Source organism: Actinosynnema sp. NPDC091369, assembly GCF_044757065.1.
Taxonomy (GTDB): Bacteria; Actinomycetota; Actinomycetes; order Mycobacteriales; family Pseudonocardiaceae; genus Actinosynnema.
On the sequence record NZ_JBIVUG010000005.1, the window covers coordinates 87375 to 112193 of the forward strand.

The window sequence follows — 24819 nt, forward strand, 5'->3', positions numbered from 1 at the left end:
TCACCGCGGTCCCTCCCCCCTCGGACCGACACCCTCCGGCCAACCCCTCCGGTCGACCGCCACCACCCGGAACTCCGCCGTGTGCCGAGCGCCCGCGGCGTCGGTCAACCACAGCTGGTCGGGACCGGGCAGCATCTCGCCCACGCCCAGCGGCGCGTCCGGCTTCTCGCGGTCCAGCGCCCGCACCGCGTGCGCGAACAGCTCGACCGACGGCTGGCTCGCCAGGTCCACGTAGAACGGCTTGTGCTCCACCGGGCTCTTCACGAACAGGAACCTCGGCATGCCGTGCTCGCGTCGCCACGCCTGCGCCCGCAGGAAGCGGGTCGCCTCGTCCGGGGCGAACGCGAACGCCGACCTCGCGGCGGGTAATCGCCAGCCCTCCCGGGCGACCACCAGCCGGTCCAGGCTGACCCGCGGCGTGTGCTCACCCGCGGGCAGCAGCCGGAAGTGCTGCACCAACTGCGCCATGACCTGCTCGTTGAGCAGGTCGACCAGGTCGACGTCCACCCGGCCGTCCCGGCTGCGGGCCACCAGCCGCCCGCCGCTCTCGGTCACCTCGCACGCGCCGACCGGCACCGCGTCGCGCAACCCCGGCCCGCACGCGTCGTGCCCGAACACGATCTTCAGGTCGTCCGGCGAGACGAGCGCGTCGGCGAGGCGCTGCGGCGTGCCGCCCTCCTCGCGCGTGGTGGCCAGCACGATCCGCGGCCCGGCCATGTCGTGCCGCATCGCCGCCCGCAGCTGGGCCGGGTCCGGGTGCTGGGACACGAACAGCGCCGACCGCATGGTGTTCACGCCGGGGTGCACCTCGCCCAGCACCCACCGGTAGTCGCCCGCCCGGATCGCGTCCTCGTCCCGCGCCGCGATGAGGACGTCCGGGCTGTGCTGGACCGCGCCGCGCCAGCCGGGCCGGGGCGCGGCGAACGCCTTGAGCACGGCGTCACGCACGTCGTCCACCCGGTAGTGGGCCTCGCGGCCGTCCGGCGCGTGCCCGAGGGCCTTGGCCCAGCGGTCCTGCAGGGTCCGGACCAGCCGGCCGATGAGCCGTTCGTCGAGGCGGAAGATCGTGTCGTTGGCCCACAGCCAGAAGTCGGCCAGGCGCACGCGGTCCGAGCCGGTGGCCGCCACCCGTTCCCGGTACACCTCGCGCAACGCCCGCCCGTACAGGGCGGAACCGGCGGAGGTGAACCACCGCGCGGCCTCCAGCACCAGGGACAACGGCGTCCACAGCGTTTCCACCAGCGCGGGGGAGAGGGTGACGTCGAGGTCGCGCCGGCACTCCTCGTGCACCACGGTCCGGCCGGCGTAGAACAGGCCGGGCCGACGCACGGCCGCCGTGCCGGTGATGGCGGTGAACTTCTCGTGCAGCTCGCCGATCGCGCCGACCAACCGGTCCGGGTCGCCGACGGCGGCGGCGACCGCGTCCCGTCCCCGCTCGATCTCGCGCAGCGCCCGTTCGGCGCCGGCGCGGGCTTCGGGGTCGCCGATGGCCGCGATCTGCTCGTGCAGCGCCGTTTCCGGCACCAACGCCTCCGGCGGCACCTCCAACGTCCACGCGATCCGCTTGGCCTGCCGCAGCCGTTCGAGGGTGGCCAGCACGTCGTCCACGGGCCGGTCGAGGTCCCGCGCGATCTCGGGCGCGCGGCGCAGGCCGTCGCAGGCGGCGAGCACGGCCGCGTCCGGCGCGGGCAGCCGGACCGGGTCGGTCATCGGCACGTGCAGCGTGTCGCCCACGACGTCGAGGAACGGCATCCGCCGGGGCACCGCCCACGGCCGCACGGCGTCGGTCGTCAGCGCCTCGGCCAGCTGGTGGACGGCCCAGTTCTCCAGGTAGGTGGTGCGCTTGTCGACCAGGCCCGGCCCCGGCCGCGCGGTGATCGCGGCGGGGGCGTCGTCCACCACCCGGGCCCAGCCGACCGGCCCGAAGAAGCCGATGGTGTCGTTCTTCGCGCAGTACCGCTGGAGGTAGCTGACGACCGTGTGCTCCCACCGGCGGTAGTCGACGTTGCGGGTGGTGGGGCGCTCGCCGGACAGGGCCTGGTGCAACGCGTCCACGGCGGTCTGGAGGGCGCGCGGGTTCTGCCAGGCCACGGCTTCGCGGAACCTGGCGTCGCCGCTGACGACCCGCAGCACCTCGGCGGCGGCCCGCTGTCCGGCTTCGAACCGGGTTTCGTACTCGGCGGTCGCCGCCTCGTGCCGTGCCGCGGCCTCGGCCGCCGCCGCCAGCGCCGCGTCGACCTCCCGGTCGGACGCCGCTCCCGCCGCGACGACCAGCACCGCGGCCGGTCCGGTGTCGGGTGTCGCCTGCGGCACGGAGTCCACCGCGGGCTCGGCCACGAGGGTTGTCGAGGCCGTCGACTCGGCCACGGGCGGCGCCGGGTCGGTCCCCGTCGCACCCAGGGGCACGGGCGGGGTCGGATCGGGGTCCTGGATGGGCAGCGCGACCGTCACCGGGTCCGCCGCCGGCAGGGCGGCCACCGCCGACCGGGCCTCGGCGAAGCGCCCCTTGCGCACCAGTCGGCCGATCCGCCGCAACGCGGACCGCCGCTCACCGCGCGCCTCGTCCTCCACCTCCCGCAGCACGCGGAAGGCCGCCCACCGCGCCTCGGCCACCGCGTCCTCGGTCGCCAGCACGGCCTCCGCGGCCCGCGCGGCCTCCGGGCTCGCCACGGCCAGCAGCGGCTCGACGCCGAAGCCCGGCGCGCGCAGCTCGACCCACCGCCACGCCGCCCAGTGGCCGTCACGCGGCAGCACCAGGTGGTCCGCGACCGGTCGGGCCGACGTGCGCTGCGCGGGCACCGCGTACGCCGACCGGTCCCGGCGGGTGATCGGGGCGCGGCTCGGCGACGTGCCGGCCACCGCGTCCGACACCGCCGCGTCCAGCACCGCCGCGCACGCCGCCAGCGTCCGCGCCCGGTGCAGGTCGGCGACCGGCACCTCGACCCCGAACTCCTCGCGCACCCGGAACGCCAGCCGCACCGCGAGGAGCGAGTTGCCGCCCACCGCGAAGAAGTCGTCCTCCGCGAACACCTCGGGCACGCCCAGCAGGTGCTGCCACAACGCCGCCAGCCGCCGTTGGGCGGCGGTCGACGGTCGGGTCCGGTCCGTGCCCCGCGCGCCCGGGGCACGGACCGACCGCAGTGCCGCCCGGTCCACCTTGCCGCTGCGGTTCAGCGGCAGCTCCGGCAGCGGCACGTACCGCGCCGGGCAGAGGTAGGCGGGCAGCCGTTCCGCGACGTGCGCGCGCACGTCGTCGACCTCGAACGAGCCGGTCGGCACGACGTAGGCCACCAGGTGCCGGGCGTCGTCGTCGCCGGACGGCAGCACGGCCGCCGCGGCGACCGCCGGGTGCGCCCGCAGCACCGCCTCGACCTCGGCGGGCTCCACCAGGAACCCGCGCACCTTCACCTGCCGGTCCGCGCGGCCCAGGAACTCCAGCACGCCGTCCGGCCGCCACCGGGCCAGGTCGCCGGTCCGGTACAGCCGCCCGCCCGGCACAGTTCCCGGTGAATCCGGCGCGAACGGGTCCGGCACGAACTTCGACGCCGTCAACCCCGGCGCGCCCAGGTACCCGCGCGCCAACCCGTCACCACCGGTGTAGAGCTCGCCGGGCACGCCCACCGGCACCGGCCGCATCGCCTCGTCCAGCACGTACACCGAGGTCCGCTGGATCGGCGTGCCGATCGGCACGGTCGCGCCCACGTCGGCGGCCGACCGCACGACGTGGCACGTGGTGAACGTCGTGTTCTCCGTCGGCCCGTACCCGTTGACCACGGGTTTGCCGCCGCGTGCCGCCAACGCCGCGCGCACCGCGTCCGGCGCCAGCACGTCACCGCCCGCCAGCAGCTGCCCGACGTCGGCGAGCAGCGCCGGGTCGAGCTGGTGGAACAGCCCGGCGGTCAGCCACAGCACGCTCACCCGGTGCGCGCGGAGCAGCTCGGCCAGCACGGCCGGGTCGAGCGGGCCGGACGGCGCGGCCACCACGCGGCCTCCGGTCAGCAGCGCGCCCCAGACCTCCAGCGTGGTCAGGTCGAACGCGGTCGCGGACAGGTGCAGGACCGTCTCACCCGGTCCGAACCGCGCGAACGTCGGACGCGTGACCAGCCGGACCACACCCCGGTGCGGCACGGCCACGCCTTTGGGCGTGCCGGTCGACCCGGACGTGTAATTGACGTAGGCCACGCTTAATGGATGCGCCCGGACCGCGGGAGATACCGGCGACTGCTCTGAAAGGTCCAACTCGGCCAGCGCCACCGGGACCACACCGTCCGGCAGCGCGCGTGGCCGTTCGGACACCACCAGGGAGGTGCCGGACTCGCGCAGTACCACCGCGTCCCGCGCCGGGGGGTTGCCCGGGTCCAGCGGCAGGTAGGCCGCACCGGTCTTCAGCACGGCGAGCACCGCGGTCACGAAGTCCGCGCCGCGCGGCAGCGCGAGGGCCACCGGCCGGTCGGGCCGCGCGCCGCGCGCCAGCAGCACGTGCGCCAACCGGTTCGACCGCTCGTCCAGCTCGGCGTAGGACAGCCACCGCTCGCCGTCGAACACCGCGTCCGCGTCCGGCCGCAGCCGCACCTGCTCGGCGAACAGGTCCGGCACGGTCGCGTCCGCCGGGAAGTCGACCGCGGTGTCGTTCCACTCCCGCAGCACCCGCGCGCGGTCACGCGGCCCGCCCAGCTCCCGCACCGGCCGATCCGGCGCCTCGGCCATGCCCGCCAGCAGGTCGCGGACCTGCGCCAGCACCGCCTCCGGTGCCCACGCCGGGAACCGGCCGGTGTCGTGGATGAGCTGGAAGCTCAGGTGCGGCTCGGCGAACGCGTACAGCGTCAGCGGGTAGCCCGGGGTGCGCAGGATGCGGACCCGCCTGCCCGGCGGCGCGGACGGCCGGGCGGCCAGCACCGTGCCCAGCTCGCGGTGCTCGAACAGCACGAGGCTGCGCATCAGCGGCACGTCGTGCCCGGACGCCCGCTGGATCGCCGGCAACGGGCACAACTGATGGTCGCGCGCCCGCACGGACCGCTCCCGCACCGACCGCAGCCAGTCGGCCACCGACGCGTCCCGGTCCACCGGCAGCCGCAGCGGCACGGTCGCCAGCAGCAGGCCCAGCATCTCCTGCGCGCCCTCGACGGTGCCGTGCCGCGCCGCCCTGGTCACCCCGAACAGGGCTTCGTCGGCGTGCGCGTGCGCGGTCGTCACCAGGCCCCAAGCGGCCAGCACCACCGTGTTCACCGTGACGCCGGCCCGTGCGGCCAGCTCCCGCACCGCCTCGGTCTCGGCGTCCGACAGGTCGAGCGCGGCCGTGGCCATGACGGGCGTGTCCGGGCCGGCGTGCTCCAGCGGCAGGGGACCGGGTTCGGTCGACCCCGCCAGCTCCGCGGCCCAGAACCGCTCGTCGGCCCGCCGTCCCGGGTGGTCGGGCGCGACCCGCGCGTCGTGCCACCGGGCGTAGTCGGCGAAGTCCGGCCGCGGCGCGAACTCCAGCGCGCCGCCCGTGCGCCGGGCCGCGTAGTCGTCGTCGATCTCGGCCAGCAGCATCGCCAGCGACCGGCCGTCGAGGATCGCGTGGTGGAACGTCGCCACCACCACGTCGCCGGGCAGGGCCACGACGCGCAGCGGCGGCGCTGCCACCGGGTCCACCCCGGCCCGCCGGTCGGCCGCCAGGAACGCGTCGAGGTCCGCCACCGAGTCGTCCACCAGCACCGGGACGTCGTCGGCCGGCCCCGGCCACTGCTCCATGCCGCCGTCGGCGCGCCAGGCGAAGCGGGTCCGCAGCACCGGGTGCCGCACGACCGCGGCCCGCCACGCCGCCAGGTACGCGGCGGTGTCCAGCCCGTGCGGCCAGTGCTGCACGCACTGGATGACGTCCGTCCCGGCCGACGGGTCGCGCAACCCGGCCGCGATCATTCCGCTCTGCAACGGCAGAGCCGGCGCGAGCCGCGGCGCAGAATCCGTGTGCACACAACCTCCCCGACGAACGTGTTTCCGGCGCGCACGACCGAACCGGCCACCGGGAAGAATTCCCGGCGACCATTTCAGGGCAGGGTTGACCGCATTTGGCGCGGACGTGCGGTAAAGCGCGAGGCGAGTTCGGGCGGAGCGTCAGCCGCGGTGCGCGGCGAGGTGCTCGCGGACGCTGCGGGGTCGCATGTCCGTCCACGTCCGGTCGATGTGGGCCAGGCAGTCTTCCCTGGTGCCACGCGTTCCCTCGGCCCGCCACCCCGGCGGGAGGTCCCGGTCGGCGAACCAGACCGAGTACTGCTCCTCGTCGTTCACCACGACCAGGAATTGGGGGTGATCGGTGTTCTTGTCAGTCATGCAGTGATCTCCTGCCCTAGGCGGATGTGGGCGGGTGTTCGGTTCGCGCAACGTTACGCGGCGCGTCTCGGAATGTGGAATCCACTGAACGGTCGAACCGGTCATAAGTTATGCGTTGCGCGCACGATTCGGCCTTCCTATGGAACGTCGCGCGCCGTGTCCGACTGGTTACCGGAGGCATTCTCGAGGTCGGTGTCAGCCAATTCTCGGCACGGGTGGAATCGCGACACTTGTTATCGCTAACAGAAGGGTGTGACACCGCCGAACGGCGCAACGTGTCGAATCGCGTTCGACCACAGAGCGTTGCGGGCAGGTCGGAGCGATGCGGCTATTGAACCGTCGACGATCGTCCTGTTAGCGTTAACAGCCGCGATGCGGTGGTCGGTGATCCCGTCCGTCCGCACCCGCGATCCGCCGCCACGTCGTCCCACCGGCCCGCCCCGGCTTCCACGCCCCGGGCCGACCGTGTTCGTCCATGCAGCGTCGCAGGGAGAGCAACCATGAGATCGACTTATCGGGGCGCGCGCCGCGGCGGCGTCGTCCTCGCCACCGTCACCACGCTTCTCGGCGCGGTGACCGCGGCCCTGCCGCCGACGGCGTCGGCCGCGGTGGTGGACACCGCCGCGTCGTACGTGCTGGTGAACCGCAACAGCGGCAAGGCGTTGGACGTGTACGACCTGGCGACCAACGACGGCGCGCGGATCTCCCAGTACACGCGCAACGACGGCGCGTGGCAGCAGTGGCAGTTCGTGGACTCCGGCGGCGGCTACTACCGGCTGAAGTCGCGGCACAGCGGCAAGGTGCTCGACTTCGCCGACACCGCCGACCGCACCGGGCTGACGCAGTGGACCGACCGCAACGGCACCAACCAGCAGTTCCGGCTGGCCGACTCGTCCGGCGGGTACGTGCGGCTGGTCAACCGCGCCAGCAACAAGGCCGTGGACGTGCTGGACTTCTCCACCGCCGACGGCGCGCAGCTGATCCAGTGGCCCGACACCGGCGGCACGAACCAGCAGTGGCAGCTGGTGAAGCTGGGCGCGTCCGCGCCGGGCACGTTCACCAACCCGATCAAGCGCAACGGCCCGGACCCGTGGATGCAGTACTACAACGGGTACTACTACCTGGCCACGACGACGTGGAACTCCACCATCACGATGCGCCGGTCCCGGACCCTGGCCGGGCTGTCGACCGCGGCCGACCAGGTCGTGTTCAACCTGAGCAGGCCCAACGGCTGCTGCAACATGTGGGCCCCCGAGTTCTTCCTGCTCAACGGCCGCTGGTACCTGTACTACGTGGCCGGGCAGAACGTGTCCGACTACAACCCGACCCAGCGCCTGCACGTGCTGGAGTCCTCGGGCACCGATCCGATGGGCCCCTACAGCTTCAAGGCCGACCTGGGCAGCACCTGGGAGCTGGACCCGAGCATCCTCCAGCACAACGGCAAGCTCTACCTGATGGGCAGCGCGATGGACGGCACCCAGTCGCTGACCATCACGCCGATGTCCAACCCGTACACGCTCAGCGGCTCGCGGCGCACGATCTCCCAGCCGACGCTGTCGTGGGAGCGGCAGACCGCGCCGGTCAACGAGGGCGCCGAGCCGCTGTACCACAACGGGAAGACGATGATCGTGTACTCGGCCAGCGCCTGCTGGGGCCCGGACTACAAGCTCGGCCTGCTCACGCTGACCGGCACCGACCCGCTCAACCGGGCCCACTGGACCAAGTCGCCCAACCCGGTGTTCCAGCGCAACGACGGCAACGGCGTCTACGCCCCCGGCCACAACGGGTTCTTCAAGTCGCCCGACGGCACCGAGGACTGGATCGTCTACCACGCCAACGACTCGGCCTCCGGCGGCTGCGACATGAACCGCTCCACCCGCGCGCAGAAGTTCACCTGGAACTCCGACGGCACGCCGAACTTCGGCACCCCGGTCCGCCTCGGCACCACCCTGCCCGCGCCCAGCGGCGAACCCACCTCCTGACCGTCCTCCCCACCCGGTGGCCGGCGGCCCGTCTCCCGCCGCCGGCCACCCCCTCCCCGTGAACAGAGGTCGCACCATGTTGCAACGACGCACATTGCTGGCCGGAGGACTGGCTTCGCTCGCACTGGCCCGGACCGGGGTGGCCGCCGCCGCGCCGGGTGACTCGGCCTACGTGATGGGCTACTTCGCCGAGTCGCCGAACAAGGTCGCAGACCGGTACGCCCTGCACCTGGCGGTGAGCACGGACGGCCTCACCTGGACCCCGCTCAACCAGGGCAACCCGGTCGCCACCCCGACCGCGGGCACCGGCGGCCTGCGCGACCCGTTCATCATGCGCAAGCAGAACGGCGGGTTCGTCGTGCTGGCCACGGACCTCACCGGCACCGACTTCACCCGCCAGAACCAGTACATCCACGCCTGGGACTCGGCCGACCTGCGCTCGTTCACCGGGTACCGGCGGCTCAAGATGCACTCGATGGCGACGCACACGTGGGCGCCGGAGGCGTTCTGGGACGCCTCACGCGGCCAGTACGGCATCCTCTACTCGGCCAACAGCGGCGGTCGTGACGCCTTCTACGTCAACTACACCACCGACTTCGTCACCGTCAGCGCTCCGCAGCTGTTCTTCGACCCCGGCTTCGACGTGCTCGACGCGACCATGCACGTCGGCAGCGGCATGAACTACCTGTACTACAAGAGCTTCGCCGACGGTCGTCTCTACGGTGCCCGGTCCACCACGCTGAATCCGCGCAGCTTCGATCGCGGCACGTACACCAGCGGCGTGGTCAACGGTGGCATCGAAGCACCCATCGTGGTGAAGGCGCACAACCGCAACGAGTGGTGGCTGTGGGGCGACTCGTTCTCCCCCGTGAACGGCGAGCTGTACGCGTGGCGCAGCGGTGACATCAACAGCAACTCGTGGACGCCGCTGACCAAGGCGCAGTACACCCAGCCGCTCAACGCCAAGCACCCCACGATCTGCGGCATCACCGCGACCGAGCACGCCAACCTGCTGTCCCGCTGGGGCGCGCCCACTTGGAACCGGATCAAGTCCTACAACTTCCCCGACCACCTGATCCGGCACGCGAGCAACGCGGGCCGCATCGACCCGTACCCGTTCGACCCCTACCAGGACTCGCTGTGGCAGCTCGTGCCCGGCCTCGCGTCGTCGGCCGGGGTGTCGTTCCGCTCGGTCAACTTCCCCGACCGCTACCTGCGGCACGCGGACTACGCGCTCACGCTGGCCGCGAACGACGGCAGCTCCACCTTCGCCGCGGACGCCACGTTCCACCGCGTCGCGGGCCTGGCCGACAGCTCGTGGACGTCGTTCCGGTCGCACAACTTCCCCGACCGGTACATCAGGCACGCCAACTACGTCCTGCGCATCGACCCGGTCAGCACGGCGTCGGATCGCGCGGACGCCACGTTCCAGGTCGGCCACTGACCCCACAGGTCGGACCGGCCCGGGAGGTGGGCGCGGCACCTCGGCGGCGTGCCGCGCCCACCTCAGCCCCGCCCCGGCAGCTGCGCCAGGGCGCGGGCCACGTTGTGCTCGACGATCTCCAGCATCCCGGCGCGGTGGGGGAAGTCGCCGTCCAGCAGGCGCAGCGGACCGGCCACCAGCGAGAGGTAGGTGGCGAGGCGGTACAGCGCCAACCGGGCCGGGTCGAGGTCCGGGTCGGCGAAGTGGTGGTAGTGCGGGCCGAAGCGCAGTTCGAGGAAGGCGTGCTCCCACTCGACGTCGAACGGCACCACGCCCTCGATGTCGATCAGCACCGGCTCGTCCCGGTCGGCGTCGACCAGGACGTGGTCGGGGCCCAGCTCGCCGTGCACCAGGCCGAACCGCGACCGCGGCACGACGGCGGCGTGCCGCGTCCGCAGCAGGTCGGCCAGACGTTCGCGCACGTCGGCGATCCGGTCGACGCGGGCGGCGGACTCGGCGAGGTGGGCGAGCGCCCGGCGCAGCACGACGTGCTCCACGCCGTGCAGCGCCGGGTCGGCCGGCTGGGCGTGCAGCGCGCGCACCGCCGACCCGAGCCGGGCGAGCACCCGTTCGGCGCGGTGCGGGTCGCGGGCCGTCAACTCCTCCAACGTCCCGCCGCGCACGTCCTCGACCACCGCCACGTCACCCAGCGGGCCGCCGGGCGCGCGCAGCAGCAACCGGGGAACCCGAACGCCGACGGCCGTGAGCCGGTCGTGCGCACGCTCGAACAACCCGAACCCTGAGGCGTGCGGGAACAACTCGTCCTCCGTGCCGGGCGCCTCGGGCCAGAAGTTCTCGTCCGGGTGCCAGACGTAGACGACCGCACTGCCACCGCCGGCCGACCGCAGCCGGTAGACCCCCTTCTTCGTCCCACCCCGCAACCGCTCGACCGCCACCGGTTCCCGCGCCCCGAACACCTCCCGCGCCACACCGCGCAGGTCGTCGACCCCGAGGTGCCCGCGCCTCGCGTTCTCGTCCGCCACCATGCCGACGATGATCACCCACGTCGGAGCGGCCCGTCTTCCGAATTCGGCCGCTCCGACCGGGCCGGGTCACGGGAGGATCGAGTCGACGTAGCCGCCGTCCACCCGCACCGCCGCGCCCGTCGTCGCCGACGCTTGCGGCGAGGCCAGGTAGACCACCAGGTTGCCGATCTCCTCGGGCTCGATCAGCCGCCCCAGCAGGGACTGCGGCCGGTGCACGCGCATGAACTCCCGCTGCGCCTCCTCCCACGGCAGCGAGCGGTCCACGAGTTGGTAGACGAAGTCCTCCACGCCGCCGGTGTGGGTGGGGCCCGCGATGACGCAGCTCACCGTGACGCCGCTGCCCGCCGCCTCCTTGGCGAACCCCCGCGACACGCCCAGCAGCGCCGTCTTGGACACGCCGTAGTGGATCATCTCCGCCGGGATCACCACGGCCGAGTCGCTGGCGATGTACTGCACCCGGCCCCACCCGCGCTCCCGCATCCCCGGCAGGTAGGCGCGGGTCAGCCGGACGGCCGCGAGCACGTTCACCTCGAAGTACCGCCGCCACTCGTCGTCGCTGATCTCCAGCGCGGGTCGCGCGCCGAACACGCCGACGTTGTTCACCAGCACGTCCACCCGGGGCAGGGCCGCGACCAGCGCCGCCGCGCCCTCCGCCGTCGACACGTCCGCCGTCGCGCCGACCACGTCCGCGCCCGGCACGACGGTCCGCAGCCGCGCCACCGCCTCGTCCACCACGTCGGCCCGCCGCCCGTTCACCGCGGTCCGCGCGCCCGCCCGCGCCAGCGCCGCCGCGATCGCCTCGCCGATGCCCTGCGTGGAACCGGTGACCAGCGCCGTCTTCCCGCTCAGATCCAGGTGCATGCCGACGATGATCGCGCACACGGCCCAACGCCGCCGGTCACGAGTACAGCGCGCCCAGGAACTCGATCAGCAGCCGTTCCCGCAACGCGGGCGAGGCGGCGGCGAGCAGCGCGTTCACCGTCGCCATCCGCTCGGGCAGCACGCCGCCGTCACCGCCGCCCATGCCGGCCGCGGCGAGCAGCCCGGCGAACTCCTCCGGCGTGAGCGAGTCGGGCTCCAGCCCGCCGATGAACGCCGACACCTCCGGTGCGACCTGCACCGGCCCGGCCTCGACGGCGGCTTCGACGGACGCCCGCAGGTCGGTCAGCAGCTCCGACTCGTGCCCCGCGTTCGCGGCCGTGACGGTGAGGTGCAGGTTCGCGGGGGAGGAGCGGTAGGCGAACTGCGGCTGGACGTACCAGTTCCGCGCCTTCATCTCGTCGGCCACGGTGAACACGTCGAAGTCGTCCCGCGCCGCCGTGACCGCCAGCAGCGTCGAGGTCGGCGTGCCCAGCACCCGCAGCCCGTCGATCTCGCCGATGCCCTCGCGCAGCACCCGCGTGCTCTCCAACGCCTGCAACGCGAGCGCGCGGTAGCCGTCGTCCCCGACGTGCCGCAGCACGGCCCACGCGGCGGCCAGCGGCCCACCCGACCGGGTGGACTGGGTGGTGGAGTTCAGCATCGTGTAGCCCGGCCAGGCGGCCGACGCGAAGTACTGGGCCCGGCGCAGGTCGGCCGACGCGTGCAACAGCACGGACGTCCCCTTCGGGCAGTACGCGTACTTGTGCAGGTCGACCGAGATGCTGGTGACGCCCGGCACGGAGAAGTCGAACGGCGGCACGTCCGGGGCGTGCGGCAGCACCCACCCGCCGATGCACGCGTCCACGTGGCAGCGCACGCCGCGGGCGAGGGCGGCGGCCGCGATCCCGGCGACCGGGTCGACCACGCCGTGCGCGTAGGACGGCGCGCTCGCGACCACCAGCACGGTGGAGTCGTCGATCGCCGCCGCCATCGCCGCCGGGTCGGCCCGGAACGTGTCCGGGTCGACCGGCACCGCGACCACCCGCACGCCGAAGTAGTGCGCGGCCTTGTGGAACGCCGCGTGCGCGGTCTCCGGCAGCACGATCGAGGGTCGCGCCACGTCCGGCCGCGAGTCCCGCGCGGCCACCACCGCCAGCAGGCACGACTCGGTGCCGCCGGACGTCACCGTGCCGACCGCCGCGTCACCGCCGCCCAGCAGCCGCGCGGCGGTGCGCACCACGTCGTTCTCCAGCCGCAGCAGGCTCGGGAACGCGGTCGGGTCGAGGCCGTTCACCGAAGAGGCCAGCGCGTGGGCGGACGCGGCCAGCTCGTCCAGCCCCGGCAGCGCGCTGTCGTACACGTACGCCAGCGTCCGCCCGCCGTGGGTGGGCAGGTCACCGGCACGCAACGCGCGCAGCTCGGCCAAGACGTCGTCGGTCACGCGGTCTCCTCACGCAGCAGGGGCAGGGCCGCCAGCGCCAGCACGGCCGGGATGGCGGTGAAACCGAGCAGCGCGGCCGTCACCGCGCCGGGGGACTGCACGGCCGAGCCGTCGGTGCTCGCGACGTACCCGCCCGCGGCCAGCACGAGGCCGTAGAGGCCGGGGCCGAGCGCCAGCCCGAGCGTCTCGCCGGCCGTCCACACCCCGGAGAACAGGCCCGCCCGGGTCGCGCCGGTCCGCCGTTCCTCCGCGGTGATCACGTCGGGCAGCATGGCCAGCGGGAACACCTGCATCCCGGCGTAACCGACGCCGACCACGGCCATCAGCACGAGCACCACCGCCACCGGCAGCACCTGGGCCGCGGTCAGCCCGGCCACCGCGACCGCGAACAGCACCGACGCCGCGACGAGCCCGACGCGCTTGCCGTGCCGCCGCCCGACGCGTTGCCACAGCGGCATCACCAGCAGGGCGGGCCCGACGAACCCGGCGAACAACGCGGTCTGCAACCCCTGCTCGCCCAGCACGAGCCGGGCGAAGTAGTCGACGCCGGCCAGCATCGTGCCCAGCCCCACGGCCTGCACCACGAACACGGCCAGCAGCAGCCGGAACGGCCGTGACCCGCGCACCGCCGCGACCAGCTCGCCCACACCGGCCGCCGCCGGGACCCGCCGGGACGTCGGCGCGCCGCGGGTGCCCAGGACCGTGGCCACCGCGCCGACCGCCATCAGCGCCGCGACCGCGACGCCCATCCCGGGGTAGCCGACCGCGTCCCGCACCGCCGGCGCGCCCGCGCCGCTGACCAGGATCGCCAGCGCCAGGAACGCCATCCGCCACGCCATGAGGCGGGTGCGCTCGTCGTAGTCCTCGGTGATCTCGGCGGCCATCGCCACGTAGGGGACCTGGAAGAACGCGTACGCCGTGGCGCACGCCAGGAACACCAGCGCCACGTAGACGGCCGCGCCCGGACCGGTGAACGGCCCGGCGAACAGCAGCGCGAACAGCGCGGCGGTCACCAGGCCGCCGCGCAGCAGGAACGGCCGCCGCACCCCGGCGCGGTCGCTGATCCGGCCGGCCACGGGGTTGAACAGCACGTCCCACGCCTTCGGCACGAGCACCAGCAGTCCGGCGACGGCGGCGGGCACGGCCAGGGTGTCGGTCAGGTAGGGCAGGAGCAGCAGTCCGGGCACGGTGCCGAACGCGCCGGTGACGAACGACCCGGTCGCGTACCCGACCCGGACCCCGCCCGTGATCTTCCGCATAGGCGGAAGAGTTTCGCATTTTCCGCGCCGGCTGCGCGACAGCGACTTCGGCACGATCCGACCGCGGCCCGCGCCGACAACTCTCGTAGTCACCTCGATGACTTCAGTGCAAATCGAAAAAGATTCACGACTTCCCGACGAGCTCGACGACCAGGGCGACCCCGACGTCACGAGCCCGTTCGCCACCGGGATGGGCCGCACTGGCGTACATCCCTTCGACGACGAGCCAGATCCGGTCGGTCAGCTCGTCCGGCCGCGGGACGCCGAGCTGCCGGACCAGGTCGCCGATGTGGGCCCGCACGTCGGCCAGGTGGTCGCCGGCGAACCGGCCCACCGGGTGGTCGGGGAACTCGGTGACGCAGTTGCGGAACGCGCAGCCGCGGTAGTCCGCCGCCGCGACCTGGTCGGCCGCCAGTCCCGCGACGGCGGCGAGCTGGGCCGCCGGGTCGCCCGCGAGCGGTGCGGTCACCGCCTCGACCTGATCCCGCCAGGAGGTGCGCAGCCGGGCGAGGTGGGCGATGACCAGGTCGTCCTTGCTGGGGAACTCGCGGTACAGCAGGCTCTTGCCGCAGCCGCACTCGTCGATGATCCGCTGCATCCCGATCGCCCGCACCCCGTGCGCGGTGAACAGTCGCGCCGCGGTGTCGAGGATGCGGTCCCGGGTGCCCGGTGCGGGCTGACGCGCCATCGTTGCCTCCGGTCGCCACCTTAGCGGACCGTTCGGTCCAGTCCTCTTGACGCCGCTCCGAATCGGCGGAAGAGTGACGGACCGGTCGGTCCGGGACCGATCGGTCCGTCTATCAAGAGGGGGTCACACGATGTCGGCACCTACGGTGCTCGTGTTCGGAGCCACCGGCAGCACCGGAGGGGCGGTGGTCGACCGGTTGCTCGACGACCATCGCGACGGTGCGCTGCGCCTGATCGCGGCGGTGCGCCGGCCCGAGGCCGCGGCGGCGTTCGAGGAGCGGGGGATCGAGGTGCGCCACGTCGACCTGGACTCGGCCGAGCGGCACGGGTTGGGGCCGGTGGTCGAGGCGCTGGAGGGTGTGCGGCGGGTGTTCCTGGCGTCGGGGTACGACGTGCGGATGGTGAGCCGGGGGAAGGCGGTGGTCGACGCGGCCCGGCGGGCGGGCGTCGAGCACGTCGTGCGGCTCGGTGCGCACGCCGAGCCGGACAGCACGGTCGTGCACTTCGGCTGGCACCAGGTGGTGGAGGCGTACCTGGAGCGCTCCGGGGTCGGGTACACGCACCTGCGCCCGACGTCGTTCATGCAGAACTTGTTGCTGCCGGCGATGAGTGACGCGGGGGCGGGGGTGCTCAGGCACTACATCGGGGACGCGGCGACGAGTTGGGTGGACGTGGCGGACGTCGGGGCGGTGGCGGCGGTGGTGCTGCGGTCGCCGGAGGAGCACCGCGGTCGTGCCTACGGGTTGGGCACGGAGGTCGCGACGGTGGGTGCGATCGCCGGGTTGCTGTCGGAGGTGACCGGGCGGGGGTGGCGGTACGAGTCGGGTGAGCCGGCGGAGTTCTTCGCGGCGGTGACGGCGGCGGGCGCGGATCCGCTGTACATGGACTGCGTGCGCAACGTGTTCGTGCGGACGGGGGAGGGTTCGTTGCCGGAGGTGGCGGCGACGTTCGACACGGTGGAGCGGCTGACGGGTCGGCCGGGTGTTCCGCTGCGGGAGTTCCTCGGCCGTCATCGGGGGCGTTTCGGGCCGGTGTGACCCGCGGGGGTGCCGGGCGGGTCGTCGCCCGGCACCCCCGCGGTGGACTAGCTCGCGGGCACGGTGTCGACGTGGTCGACGCCGGAGGAGCGGTAGCCGGTCACGCGGGACTGCACCTGCGCGGGGCTGAGCACCTGGTCCTTGGCGAAGTAGACGTAGTCCACGTGCTGCTGGTAGGCGCGGTCACCGGGGGTGCCGACGAGGCCGCCGGAGATGAACCAGAGGTTGAAGTTGATCGACATCGGGGTCTCGGGGTAGTACTTGTCGCCGTGGTCGGCGACCTGCGTGCCGTCCACGAAGTACTTGACCCGGCCGCCGGAGACCTGGATGACGAGGTCGTGCCAGCCGGCGTAGCTCTGGCGCTGCTCGGTGTGGATGTTGTCGGCGATCCAGGGTTCGTTCTGGTAGGTCTCCCAGGTGGTCTCGTAGAGGATGTTGGCGGGTTCGCCCCAGCCGCCGTTGGGCAGGTACTCGAAGTCGAGTTCGCCGTAGTTCGGGTCCATGTTGCTGTTGAGGGGCGTGATGGTGAAGAACGTCTGCACCACGTGGTCGCCGTCGGGGCCGGAGGTCGGGGCGTCGGAGAACTTCACGCGGGCGGCGTAGGTGCCCTCGAAGAACTTCCGCTGGTGGTACAGCTCGGTCTGGCGTGCGCTGGAGCCGTTGTTGGTCGATTCCAGGCGCAGGGACTTCTGGCCGTCCACGGTGGGGAAGGTGACGAGGGCGGGGTCCCAGACGGCGCCGGGGACGCCGGGGCCGCCGCCGCCGGAGCGGACGGTCCAGCCGCGCTGGGTGATGCGGGTGTCGGCGGAGTTGGTGTAGTTGAAGTCGTCGAACAGAGCGGGGCCGTTGGGGTTGGGCGGTGTGGTGGTCGTGGTGGTGGTCGTGGTGGTGGTCGTGGGGCCGGTGCCGCCGGGCGGGGTGCCCCACAGGAGGGTGGCGCCGCGGTGGACGGTGACGCGTGACCAGGCGGAGTAGGTGCTCGCGGCGCGGAAGGAGTAGTCGTCGGTCTGGGTGATCTGGCCCCAGTTGGCGCGGTAGAAGCGGAGTTGGAGGTCGCCGGTGTCGGCGCCGGGGCCGAGGGAGCCCGCGCCGGTGGTGAAGCCGACTTCGAGGTAGCGGTCGGCGGGTCCGCCGGTGAGGGTGCCGAAGGTGCCGGTGACGTTGCCGCAGCCGCGCACGGCCCAGGAGCAGGCGTAGCGGTAGCCGACGTCGGGTGTTTCGCTCTTGAAGTAGTAGCGGACCTTGAGTTCGCTGAGCGGCACGGTGGTGCCGCCGGTGTTGACGAGCTTGAGCCAGGGTTCGACCTGGTCGGTGGTGGCGCCGGAGGCGCTGGTGCGGTACTGGGCGGTGACCGCGTCGGCGGCCAGGGCGATCGGTGCGGCCACCAGGGCGGCGACGGACACCGCGGCGGCGCCGATCGCGGCGATCATGCGTGCGTGCACTGCGTTCTCTCCTCAAGTCAGCAGGGTGGGACAGGGGAGCGGGTGTGGTCCTCCTTTCCGTTCAGGGGTACGGAGAGCGCGCTCAGGCGGCCGGTGTGCGCGTGCATCCGTTCGGTGAAGTCGGTCCAGTCGGGGTGTCGGGTCCAGAGGGTGTCGGCGAGGGCGGCGAGTCGTGGGTAGGCGAGGCGTTCGAGGTGGTGCGCGGTGGGGACGTACTCGGTCCACAGGGCGCATTGGGCGCCGAGGACGCCGTCGGGGAGGGGGAGGTGGTAGACGTCGTGGGCGGTGACGACGAGGCCGGGTTGTCCGGGGGGTTCGTCGGGGTCGTGGGTCTGTGGGTAGTCGAGGTAGGTGGAGCGGTGTGGCGCCATGACGACGTCGTGGCCGAGGTCGAGGGCGGTGCGGGCGTCGGTGGCGTCGCGCCAGGGCATGACGATGGTTCGGGGGTCGCCGGTGGGTTCCCAGGTCACGGGCACGCGTCCGCGTTGGGTGACGTGGTCGGCGATGGTGCGCAGGAACCAGCGGTGCAGTTCGTGTGGTCCGGCGAGGTGTTCGCGGCGGACGCGGCGGAGGGCGCTGGGGCTGGATTCCCATTCGGTGGTGGGGCACTCGTCGCCGCCGAGGTGGATGTGACGGCCGGGGAAGGTGTCGACCACGGCGTCGACGACGTCGCGGCAGAAGTCGAGGGTGGAGTCGTGGACGCCGAAGGTCTCGTGGCTGATGCCCCAGCGGGTCCAGACGGGCAGGTGTCGTCGGGGGAAGTTGCCGAGGTGGGGGTAGGCGGCGAGGGCGGCGCGGGCGTGGCCGGGCATCTCGATCTCGGGGACGACGCGGATGCCGCGTTCGTCGGCGTAGGTGGCGAGGGCGGTGAGTTCGGCGGGGGTGTAGGAGCCGCCGTGGGGGGTGCCGTCGCCGGTGGTTTCGGTGCGCCAGGCGCCGATGGAGGTGAGGCGGGGGTGGCGGGGCACGGGCATGCGCCAGCCCTGGTCGTCGGTGAGGTGCAGGTGCAGGACGTTGAGCTTGTGCAGGGCCATGAGGTCGATGAAGCGGCGCAGGACGGTGGTGGGGTGGAAGTGGCGTGCGACGTCGAGGAGGACGCCGCGCCAGGGGAGTCGGGGTGCGTCGCGGACGTCGATGCCGGGCAGTGCCCAGTCCACTGCGGACGGGGGGCGGGTGCCGAGTGCGGTCGGGGTGACGAGTTGGCGGATGGTCTGGACGCCGTGGGCGAGTCCGTGGCGGGTGGCGGCGCGCAGGACGACGGCGTGTTCGTTGACGGTGAGGGCGTAGCCCTCGTCGCCGAGTCCGACGAGGCGGTCGTCGAGGGCGAAGACGATGCGGCCGTCTTCGTGCAGGGGCAGGGGCAGTCCGGTGGCGGGGCGCAGGAGGGTGCGCAGGAGTCGGGCGGCGCCGTGCGCGCCGGGGGTGGCGCGGATGGCGGTGTCGTGGTCGAGGGTGAAGCGGCCGTGTCGTCGGATGAGCCTGGTGGGTCGGGGCACGATCACGTGTACTCCGTTCCTCAGCCTTTGACCGCGCCGCCGACGATCCCGGTGGTGACCCGGCCTTGGAGGACGAGGAACACCAGCAGGACGGGGAGCATGAACAGGGTGGAGGCGGCCATGGTGGCGCCCCAGTCGGTGCCGAAGGTGTTGCTGAAGGAGGAGAGCCACACGGGCAGGGTGCGGTCGTCCTGGTTCTTGATGATGAGCACGTTGGCGAAGGCGAACTCGTTCCAGGCGGTGATGAAGCCGAACAGGGAGGTCGCGAGGAGGCCGGGTGCGAGCAGGGGGAGCACGACGCGGCGGAACGCCTGGGTGCGGGAGCAGCCGTCGACGAGGGCGGCTTCTTCGAGGTCGACGGGGATGGCGGCGAGGAAGCCGCGCAGGGTGACGACGGTGAAGGGCAGGGTGATCATGAAGTAGACGAGGGTGAGCATCCAGAGGGTGTCGAGCATGCCGGTGTCGCGGGCGATGACGTAGACGGGGATGAGGAGTGCTTCCCACGGTGTCATCTGGGCGATGAAGACCATGAGGATGAAGCCGCGTCGGCCTGTCCACTGGAGCCGGGCGACGGCGAACGCGGCGAGGAGCGCGACGACGAGGGCGAGCAGGACGGCGCCGCCGGCGACGAGGAGGCTGTTGCGCCAGAACGACCAGAAGCCGGCGGCGGAGACGGCGGTGGTGAAGTGGTCGAAGGTGAGCGACAGGGGCAGGAACGTGGGGGTTTCGGCTTGGATGTCGCGGGTGGGTTTGAAGGCGGTGAGCACCATCCAGTAGACGGGGAACACCGACACCGCGAACACGACGACGGCGGCGAGGCCGCGCAGGAGGCGGCCGGTCACGTGGCGTCCTCCTGGCGGTAGAGCTGCCGGAAGTAGGCGAGCAGGGCGAGCACGAGGAGCAGCACCATGAGGGTGGAGACGGCCGCGCCGAGGTCGTAGCGCTGCAAGGACTGGGCGACCTGGAAGGCGTAGACGGGCAGGGTGGTGGTGGCTCGTCCGGGTCCGCCTTGGGAGATGACCCAGATCTGGACGAAGGCTTTGGCGACCCAGATGACTTCGAGGCAGGTGATGAGGCCGAACATGGCGCGCAGGACGGGGAAGGTGATGGAGGTGAACACGCGCCAGGCGCCGGCGCCGTCGATGCGGGCGGCTTCGTAGAGCTCGGAGGGGATGGTGACCATGGCCGCGTAGAGGGACAGCGCGGCGAAGGGCACGGATTGCCACACGATGAGCGTGACGAGGATGGCGAAGGTGGCGGGTCCGTCGGCGAACCAGGTGTAGTCGCGGTAGCCCTCGAAGCCGAGTGCGACCAGTGCCCAGTTGACCACGCCGAGGCGGGACTGGAAGAGCCACTGGAACACGGTGGTGGCGGCGATGACGGGGGTGGCCCAGACGAGCACGAGGCCGGACATCACCAGCAGGCGGGTCCACCTGCCCAGGCGCACCAGCAGCAGGGCGACGAGCGTGGACAGCACCATGATGAGCACGACGTTGATCGCGGTGAACAGCAGCGTGCGGCGCAGGACCGACCAGAACTCGGGGTCGGTGAGCACGCGCGTGTAGTTGGCCAGGCCGACGAACCGCGCGTCGCCGCGCACGAGTTGCGGCAGGCCGAACTCCTGCAACGAGATGACCAGGTTGCGCGCCACCGGGTAGAGCAGCAGGAACGCGGTGGCCAGCACGGTGGGCGCGATGAGCAGGTAGGGCCACCAGGAGGTGCGGCGGCGGCGTGGTGGGGGAGGGGGTGCCGGCGGGCGGTGCGGGACCGCCCGCGTCAGCGTCGTGGTCATGTCAGGCGCCCGAGTTGAGCGCCTGGGTGATCACCCGGTCCGCTTCGGCGGCGGCCGTGGCGGGGTCGGCGCCGGTCAGCACGGCGGTGAGGAACTCTTTGATGGGGTTGCGGGCCTCGACCGCGGCCCAGTTGGGCGAGTTGGGGGTTGCGTGGCCGTTGACGGCTCCGGCGGCCATCGCGGCGGCGCCGGGGTCGTCGCCGACGGCGCCGGCCAGGGAGGTGCGGTTGGGCACGTAGTTCATCGCCTTGGCGAGTTCGACCTGCCACTTCTCCCCGGCCAGGGCCTTGACCACGGCGTAGGCGCCGTCCTGGCGGGTGGAGGCGAGCGGGATGATCAGGTCGGAGCCGCCGGTGAACACCGCGCCGGGGGTGGTGGCGGTCTTGCCGGGGATGGGGAAGAAGCCGAGCTCGTCGGCCAGGTCGGGGTTGGCCTTGGCGACGAGCTTGGCGGCGCCGGGCACGGCGATGAACTGGGCGACCTTCCCGGCGGCGACGACGTCGGTCTGCTGGGGCTTGGCCTCGTCGGAGTCCTTGGGGCCGTCGCCGAGGGCTTGCAGGCGTGCGTAGAAGTCCGCGCCGGCCAGCGCCTCGGGGGTGTTGAGGGAGCCGGTCCACCTGTCGCCGTCGGGGCGGGCGAGGTCGCCGCCCTCGTCCCAGATGAACCCGGACAGCACGTACCAGTTCTGGCCGGGCAGGTAGATGCCCTGGGTGTCGCCCTGGTCGAGGGCGGCGGTGGCGGTGAGCCACTCGTCGCGGGTCTTGGGTGGCGTGACGCCGGCGGCGGCGAAGAGGTCCTTGCGGTAGATGACGACCCGGTTGGCGGCGTAGAACGGGACGCCGAACTGCTTGCCGTCCACGGCGCCGGGTTCGGCCAGGCCGGGGATCCAGTCGTCGCCGCCGAGTTCGGCGACCTTGGCGGTGAGGTCGGTGACGCCGTCGCTGGCGGCGTACTGGGCGACCTGGGTGTTGCCGACCTCGATGACGTCGGGCGGGTCGGTGCTGGCCAGCGCGCTGGTGACCTTCTGGGTGATGCCGTTCCACTCCTGGACCTGGATGTCGAGGTCGAGGTCGGGGTGGTCGCGCTCGAACTCGGTCTCGAAGCGGCTGACGAAGTCGTCGGTGGCCGAGTCCTTCATCAGCCAGACGGTGATGTCCTGCTTGCCGCCGGACGCGCCCGGGTCGGAGCCGCAGGCGGACAGGACGAGCAACGACGCGAGGACCAGGGCGACGGGGCGGTGCGGCACGTCTCACCTCTCAGCTGACCAATTGGTAAACCTCGGTGGAGCCTGTCCGAAGATGGCATAGACCAATGTGGCAGTCAACACCCAGTTCACAGCGGTGAGAGCGCTCTCGATCTTGTAGCAACCGGACCTGACCACTGGTCTGACATACTGGGCGGCGACCGGCAAGACGAAGCGAGGCGGCATGGCCGAACCGATCCTCAAACGCGAACGGGTGCGCGACTACCTGCTCGAACTCATCGAGACCCAACCGCCGGGCGCGCCCATCCCGGCCGAGCGCGTGCTGTGCCGCCAGTTGGAGGTGTCCCGGCCCACGCTGCGCTCGGCGGTGGACGAACTGGTGAACACCGGGCTGCTGGTGCGCCAGCACGGCCGCGGCACGTTCGTCGCGCCCGCCAAGATCACCCAGGAGCTGGTGTCGGCCGACCGGGCGATGACCCTGCCGCAGGCGGGCGGCGCGTGGACCAGCCGGGTGCTGGAGCACGCCCGCGTCCCGGCCGGCGCGCGGGTCGGCCGCAGGCTGCGCGTGTCGCCCGCCGCCGAGATCACCTACATCGCCCGGCTGCGCCTGGTCGACGGCGCGCCGATGGCGATCGAGTACCTGCACGTGCCGGTGGCCGTGGCTCCCGACCTCACGGTCGAGGACATGGAGTCGGGCAACTTCTACGACCGGCTGGCCGACCACGGCGTCCACGTCAGCGACGCGGTGCAGTCCATCGAGCCCACCGTCACCAACGACGCCGAGTCCGCACTGCTGGGCGTGCCGGTCTTCGCCCCCGCGCTGCTGTTCGAACGGCTCACCAACGACACCACCGGCCGCCCGGTCGAGTACGTGCACTCGCTGTACCGCGGCGACCGCTACCGGATCGTCTCCCGCCTCTCCCTCGCCCCCTCCGCCCCCGCGCCCGGCGCGCGGACCGGCCACCACCCGGGCATCCCGCCCGGTGACCTGTCCACCGGCCCGGTCCGCTCGGCCACCACCGGCGACGTCCAGGACGTCACCTAGCCGGCACCTAGCCGCGGTCGCTCCCGCTGCGGGTGGGCGGTCGGGCTGCCAGGATGGGCCCGTCCGTACGACCTCGAGGAGGACGTGGTGACCTCTCGGCTCAACCCCTACATCAGCTTCGCCGGAAACGCGCGCGAGGCCATGGAGTTCTACGAGTCCGTCTTCGGCGGCACCCTGCGGCTCAACACCTTCGGCGAGTACGGCGCGGCGGACGCGCCCGAGGCCGAGAAGATCATGCACGGCCAGCTCGAGACGGACAGCGGCTACACGCTGATGGCGTCCGACACCCCGCCCGGCATGCCGCACAACCCCGGCGACAACGTCACCATCAGCCTCAGCGGCGACGACGCCGACGAGCTGCGCGGCTACTTCGCGAAGCTGTCCGACGGCGGCACGGTCGCCATGCCGCTGGAGAAGCAGATGTGGGGCGACGAGTTCGGCCTGTGCCAGGACCGGTTCGGCATCTCCTGGATGGTCAACATCAGCGGCACGTGAGCACGGCCGCCGTCGCGCCTCGTACGATCGGCGCGTGACGGGCGGAGGGTGGCGGTGACCGGGCTGGGCGAGTTGGAACGGGCCGCGATGGACGTGCTGTGGGACCGCGGCGAGCCGGTCGCGGTGCGCGACGTGGTCCGGGCGCTGGCCGACCGCGACCTCGCGTACACCACCGTGATGACGGTGCTGAACCGGTTGACCAAGAAGGGTTTCGTGCGCCGCGAGGCGGGCGAGGGTCGGGCCTGGTACTACGCGCCGGTGGCCAGCCGCGAGCAGTACGTGGCCCGGCTGATGCTCGACGCGCTGTCCTTGACCGGCGACCGGGAGACCGCGCTGGCGCACTTCGCGCAGTCGATGACCGCGCCCGAGGCGGAGGCGTTGAGCCAGGCGTTGGACGAGCGGTGAACGCCGCGCTGCACCTGGCGGCGACGCTGGTGCTGTGCGTGGCCGCGGCGGGTCCGCTCGCCCGCGCCCGGTGGGTGTGGCGCGCGCCGCGCACCGGCATCCTGCTGTGGCAGATGCTGGGCCTGTCGTGGGCGCTGTCCGCGGTGGGGCTGCTGCTCGCGCTCGGCCTCGCGCCCTACGACGCGCCGATCCCGGTCGCGCTGGGGCGGTGGGCGCACGACGCGGTGCGCGGCGAGGTGACGCCCGCGTCGGTGCTGGTCGTGCTGGGGCTGCTGTCCGCGTCGGACCTGCTGATCGGTCTGCTGTGGACGTGGTGCTCGGTGCTGCGGGTGCGGCGGCGGCACCGCGACGTGCTGGCGCTGGTGGCCCGCCGCGACGACGCCGCGCCCGGCGCGTTCGTGCTCGACCACCCGCACGTGGTCGCCTACTGCGTGCCCGGCGCGCGGTCAGCGGTCGTGCTCAGCTCCGGCGCGCTGACCGCGTTGACCCGCGACCAGGTGGACGCCGTGCTGGGGCACGAGCACGCGCACGGCCGGGAGCGGCACGACCTGGTGCTGCTGCCGTTCAGCGCGTTGTGCGCGGTGCTGCCGAAGGCGCGCCTGGCGCGGTCGGTGGCACGGGCGGTGGCGCTGCTGGTGGAGATGCGGGCCGACGAGAGCGCGAGCCTGCGCCACGGCGCGCAGCCGCTCGCGGCGGCCCTGCGCCGGTTCGGCTCGACCCCCGCCCCTGAAGGAGCCCTGGGCGCGGCGGACGTCGCGGTCGCGGCCCGGCTGGACCGCCTGGCCGGCCTGCCGCCCCTGCCCGCCCTCGCGCGCTGGTCCGCCCTGGTCGGCGGCCTGGTGCTGGTCTGCATCCCGGTGAGCTTCCTGGTCCGGTGACCCTCTCCGGCTAC

The 24819-nt window shown here is 72.8% G+C and carries 19 protein-coding genes; 7 read left to right on the top strand and 12 right to left on the bottom strand.

Annotated features, from left to right (window positions below; genetic code table 11):
* Positions 1-5955: an amino acid adenylation domain-containing protein gene (locus ACIQMJ_RS20325; protein WP_499762551.1), complete on the bottom strand. Its 5955-nt coding sequence runs from the start codon at positions 5953-5955 to the stop codon at positions 1-3.
* Positions 5956-6096: 141 nt separating this feature from the next.
* Entirely contained in the window at positions 6097-6312 is a 216-nt protein-coding gene (locus ACIQMJ_RS20330) for an MbtH family protein (RefSeq protein WP_499762552.1), read from the bottom strand.
* Between the two features lie 500 nt (positions 6313-6812).
* Here ACIQMJ_RS20330 and ACIQMJ_RS20335 point away from each other — a divergent pair, with 500 nt between their 5' ends.
* Complete coding sequence (locus ACIQMJ_RS20335) at positions 6813-8294, top strand: family 43 glycosylhydrolase (RefSeq protein WP_499762553.1); 1482 nt, start codon at positions 6813-6815, stop codon at positions 8292-8294.
* 76 nt (positions 8295-8370) lie between these two features.
* A complete protein-coding gene (locus ACIQMJ_RS20340; RefSeq protein WP_499762554.1) occupies positions 8371-9738 on the top strand; it encodes a glycoside hydrolase family 43 protein in 1368 nt (455 codons plus the stop codon).
* 62 nt (positions 9739-9800) lie between these two features.
* Here ACIQMJ_RS20340 and ACIQMJ_RS20345 read toward each other — a convergent pair whose 3' ends face one another.
* The 5 genes from ACIQMJ_RS20345 to ACIQMJ_RS20365 form a co-directional block, all read right to left on the bottom strand.
* On the bottom strand, positions 9801-10763 hold the full coding sequence (locus ACIQMJ_RS20345; RefSeq protein WP_499762555.1) for a phosphotransferase family protein: 963 nt from the start codon (positions 10761-10763) through the stop codon (positions 9801-9803).
* A gap of 66 nt (positions 10764-10829) precedes the next feature.
* The gene (locus ACIQMJ_RS20350) at positions 10830-11624 is read right to left on the bottom strand and encodes an SDR family NAD(P)-dependent oxidoreductase (protein WP_499762556.1); all 795 of its coding nucleotides are present in this window, start codon (positions 11622-11624) and stop codon (positions 10830-10832) included.
* A 37-nt stretch (positions 11625-11661) separates the two neighbouring features.
* A complete protein-coding gene (locus ACIQMJ_RS20355; RefSeq protein WP_499762557.1) occupies positions 11662-13065 on the bottom strand; it encodes a pyridoxal phosphate-dependent decarboxylase family protein in 1404 nt (467 codons plus the stop codon).
* Positions 13062-14324, bottom strand: coding sequence for an MFS transporter (locus tag ACIQMJ_RS20360; protein WP_499762558.1), 1263 nt, complete (start codon positions 14322-14324; stop codon positions 13062-13064). Before ACIQMJ_RS20360 ends, ACIQMJ_RS20355 begins: the two co-directional genes overlap by 4 nt.
* Before the next feature lie 124 nt (positions 14325-14448).
* Positions 14449-15012 carry a TetR/AcrR family transcriptional regulator gene (locus tag ACIQMJ_RS20365; protein WP_499762559.1) on the bottom strand — a complete coding sequence of 188 codons (564 nt, stop codon included), beginning with the start codon at positions 15010-15012 and terminating at the stop codon, positions 14449-14451.
* 145 nt (positions 15013-15157) lie between these two features.
* On the opposite strand from ACIQMJ_RS20365, the gene ACIQMJ_RS20370 reads away from it, so the two are divergent.
* Positions 15158-16048: an NmrA family NAD(P)-binding protein gene (locus ACIQMJ_RS20370; RefSeq protein ID WP_499762560.1), complete on the top strand. Its 891-nt coding sequence runs from the start codon at positions 15158-15160 to the stop codon at positions 16046-16048.
* Positions 16049-16095: 47 nt separating this feature from the next.
* Here the strand turns inward: ACIQMJ_RS20370 and ACIQMJ_RS20375 are convergent, their stop codons facing one another.
* From ACIQMJ_RS20375 to ACIQMJ_RS20395, 5 genes are read right to left on the bottom strand one after another with little or no spacing between them, the layout of a single operon-like run.
* Positions 16096-17490: a cellulose binding domain-containing protein gene (locus ACIQMJ_RS20375; protein ID WP_499762561.1), complete on the bottom strand. Its 1395-nt coding sequence runs from the start codon at positions 17488-17490 to the stop codon at positions 16096-16098.
* Positions 17491-17507: 17 nt separating this feature from the next.
* Positions 17508-18992, bottom strand: a complete 1485-nt coding sequence (locus ACIQMJ_RS20380; RefSeq protein WP_499762562.1) for a beta-N-acetylhexosaminidase — start codon at positions 18990-18992, stop codon at positions 17508-17510.
* Between the two features lie 14 nt (positions 18993-19006).
* Positions 19007-19828: a carbohydrate ABC transporter permease gene (locus ACIQMJ_RS20385; RefSeq protein WP_499762563.1), complete on the bottom strand. Its 822-nt coding sequence runs from the start codon at positions 19826-19828 to the stop codon at positions 19007-19009.
* On the bottom strand, positions 19825-20778 hold the full coding sequence (locus ACIQMJ_RS20390; RefSeq protein WP_499762564.1) for a carbohydrate ABC transporter permease: 954 nt from the start codon (positions 20776-20778) through the stop codon (positions 19825-19827). The genes ACIQMJ_RS20385 and ACIQMJ_RS20390 overlap by 4 nt, the downstream gene beginning before the upstream one ends.
* Position 20779: 1 nt before the next feature.
* Entirely contained in the window at positions 20780-22024 is a 1245-nt protein-coding gene (locus tag ACIQMJ_RS20395; RefSeq protein WP_499762565.1) for an extracellular solute-binding protein, read from the bottom strand.
* Between the two features lie 181 nt (positions 22025-22205).
* Between ACIQMJ_RS20395 and ACIQMJ_RS20400 the strand changes: the two genes are divergently transcribed.
* The 4 genes from ACIQMJ_RS20400 to ACIQMJ_RS20415 all read left to right on the top strand — a co-directional run bounded on the left by ACIQMJ_RS20400 (position 22206) and on the right by ACIQMJ_RS20415 (position 24805).
* Entirely contained in the window at positions 22206-23027 is an 822-nt protein-coding gene (locus ACIQMJ_RS20400) for a GntR family transcriptional regulator (protein WP_499762566.1), read from the top strand.
* Positions 23028-23114: 87 nt separating this feature from the next.
* The gene (locus ACIQMJ_RS20405) at positions 23115-23522 is read left to right on the top strand and encodes a VOC family protein (protein WP_499762567.1); all 408 of its coding nucleotides are present in this window, start codon (positions 23115-23117) and stop codon (positions 23520-23522) included.
* Between the two features lie 87 nt (positions 23523-23609).
* Positions 23610-23927: a BlaI/MecI/CopY family transcriptional regulator gene (locus ACIQMJ_RS20410; RefSeq protein WP_387493237.1), complete on the top strand. Its 318-nt coding sequence runs from the start codon at positions 23610-23612 to the stop codon at positions 23925-23927.
* Positions 23924-24805 carry a M56 family metallopeptidase gene (locus ACIQMJ_RS20415; RefSeq protein ID WP_499762568.1) on the top strand — a complete coding sequence of 294 codons (882 nt, stop codon included), beginning with the start codon at positions 23924-23926 and terminating at the stop codon, positions 24803-24805. Before ACIQMJ_RS20410 ends, ACIQMJ_RS20415 begins: the two co-directional genes overlap by 4 nt.
* Positions 24806-24819 lie beyond the last annotated feature (14 nt).

Excerpts from the sequence above, each read along its gene's own strand:
- ACIQMJ_RS20330 (WP_499762552.1), bottom strand. The coding sequence starts at position 6,312 with ATGACTGACAAGAACACCGATCACCCCCAATTCCTGGTCGTGGTGAAC.
- ACIQMJ_RS20335 (WP_499762553.1), top strand. The coding sequence starts at position 6,813 with ATGAGATCGACTTATCGGGGCGCGCGCCGCGGCGGCGTCGTCCTCGCC.
- ACIQMJ_RS20340 (WP_499762554.1), top strand. The coding sequence starts at position 8,371 with ATGTTGCAACGACGCACATTGCTGGCCGGAGGACTGGCTTCGCTCGCA.
- ACIQMJ_RS20345 (WP_499762555.1), bottom strand. The coding sequence starts at position 10,763 with ATGGTGGCGGACGAGAACGCGAGGCGCGGGCACCTCGGGGTCGACGAC.
- ACIQMJ_RS20350 (WP_499762556.1), bottom strand. The coding sequence starts at position 11,624 with ATGCACCTGGATCTGAGCGGGAAGACGGCGCTGGTCACCGGTTCCACG.
- ACIQMJ_RS20360 (WP_499762558.1), bottom strand. The coding sequence starts at position 14,324 with ATGCGGAAGATCACGGGCGGGGTCCGGGTCGGGTACGCGACCGGGTCG.
- ACIQMJ_RS20365 (WP_499762559.1), bottom strand. The coding sequence starts at position 15,012 with ATGGCGCGTCAGCCCGCACCGGGCACCCGGGACCGCATCCTCGACACC.
- ACIQMJ_RS20390 (WP_499762564.1), bottom strand. The coding sequence starts at position 20,778 with ATGACCACGACGCTGACGCGGGCGGTCCCGCACCGCCCGCCGGCACCC.
- ACIQMJ_RS20400 (WP_499762566.1), top strand. The coding sequence starts at position 22,206 with ATGGCCGAACCGATCCTCAAACGCGAACGGGTGCGCGACTACCTGCTC.
- ACIQMJ_RS20410 (WP_387493237.1), top strand. The coding sequence starts at position 23,610 with ATGGACGTGCTGTGGGACCGCGGCGAGCCGGTCGCGGTGCGCGACGTG.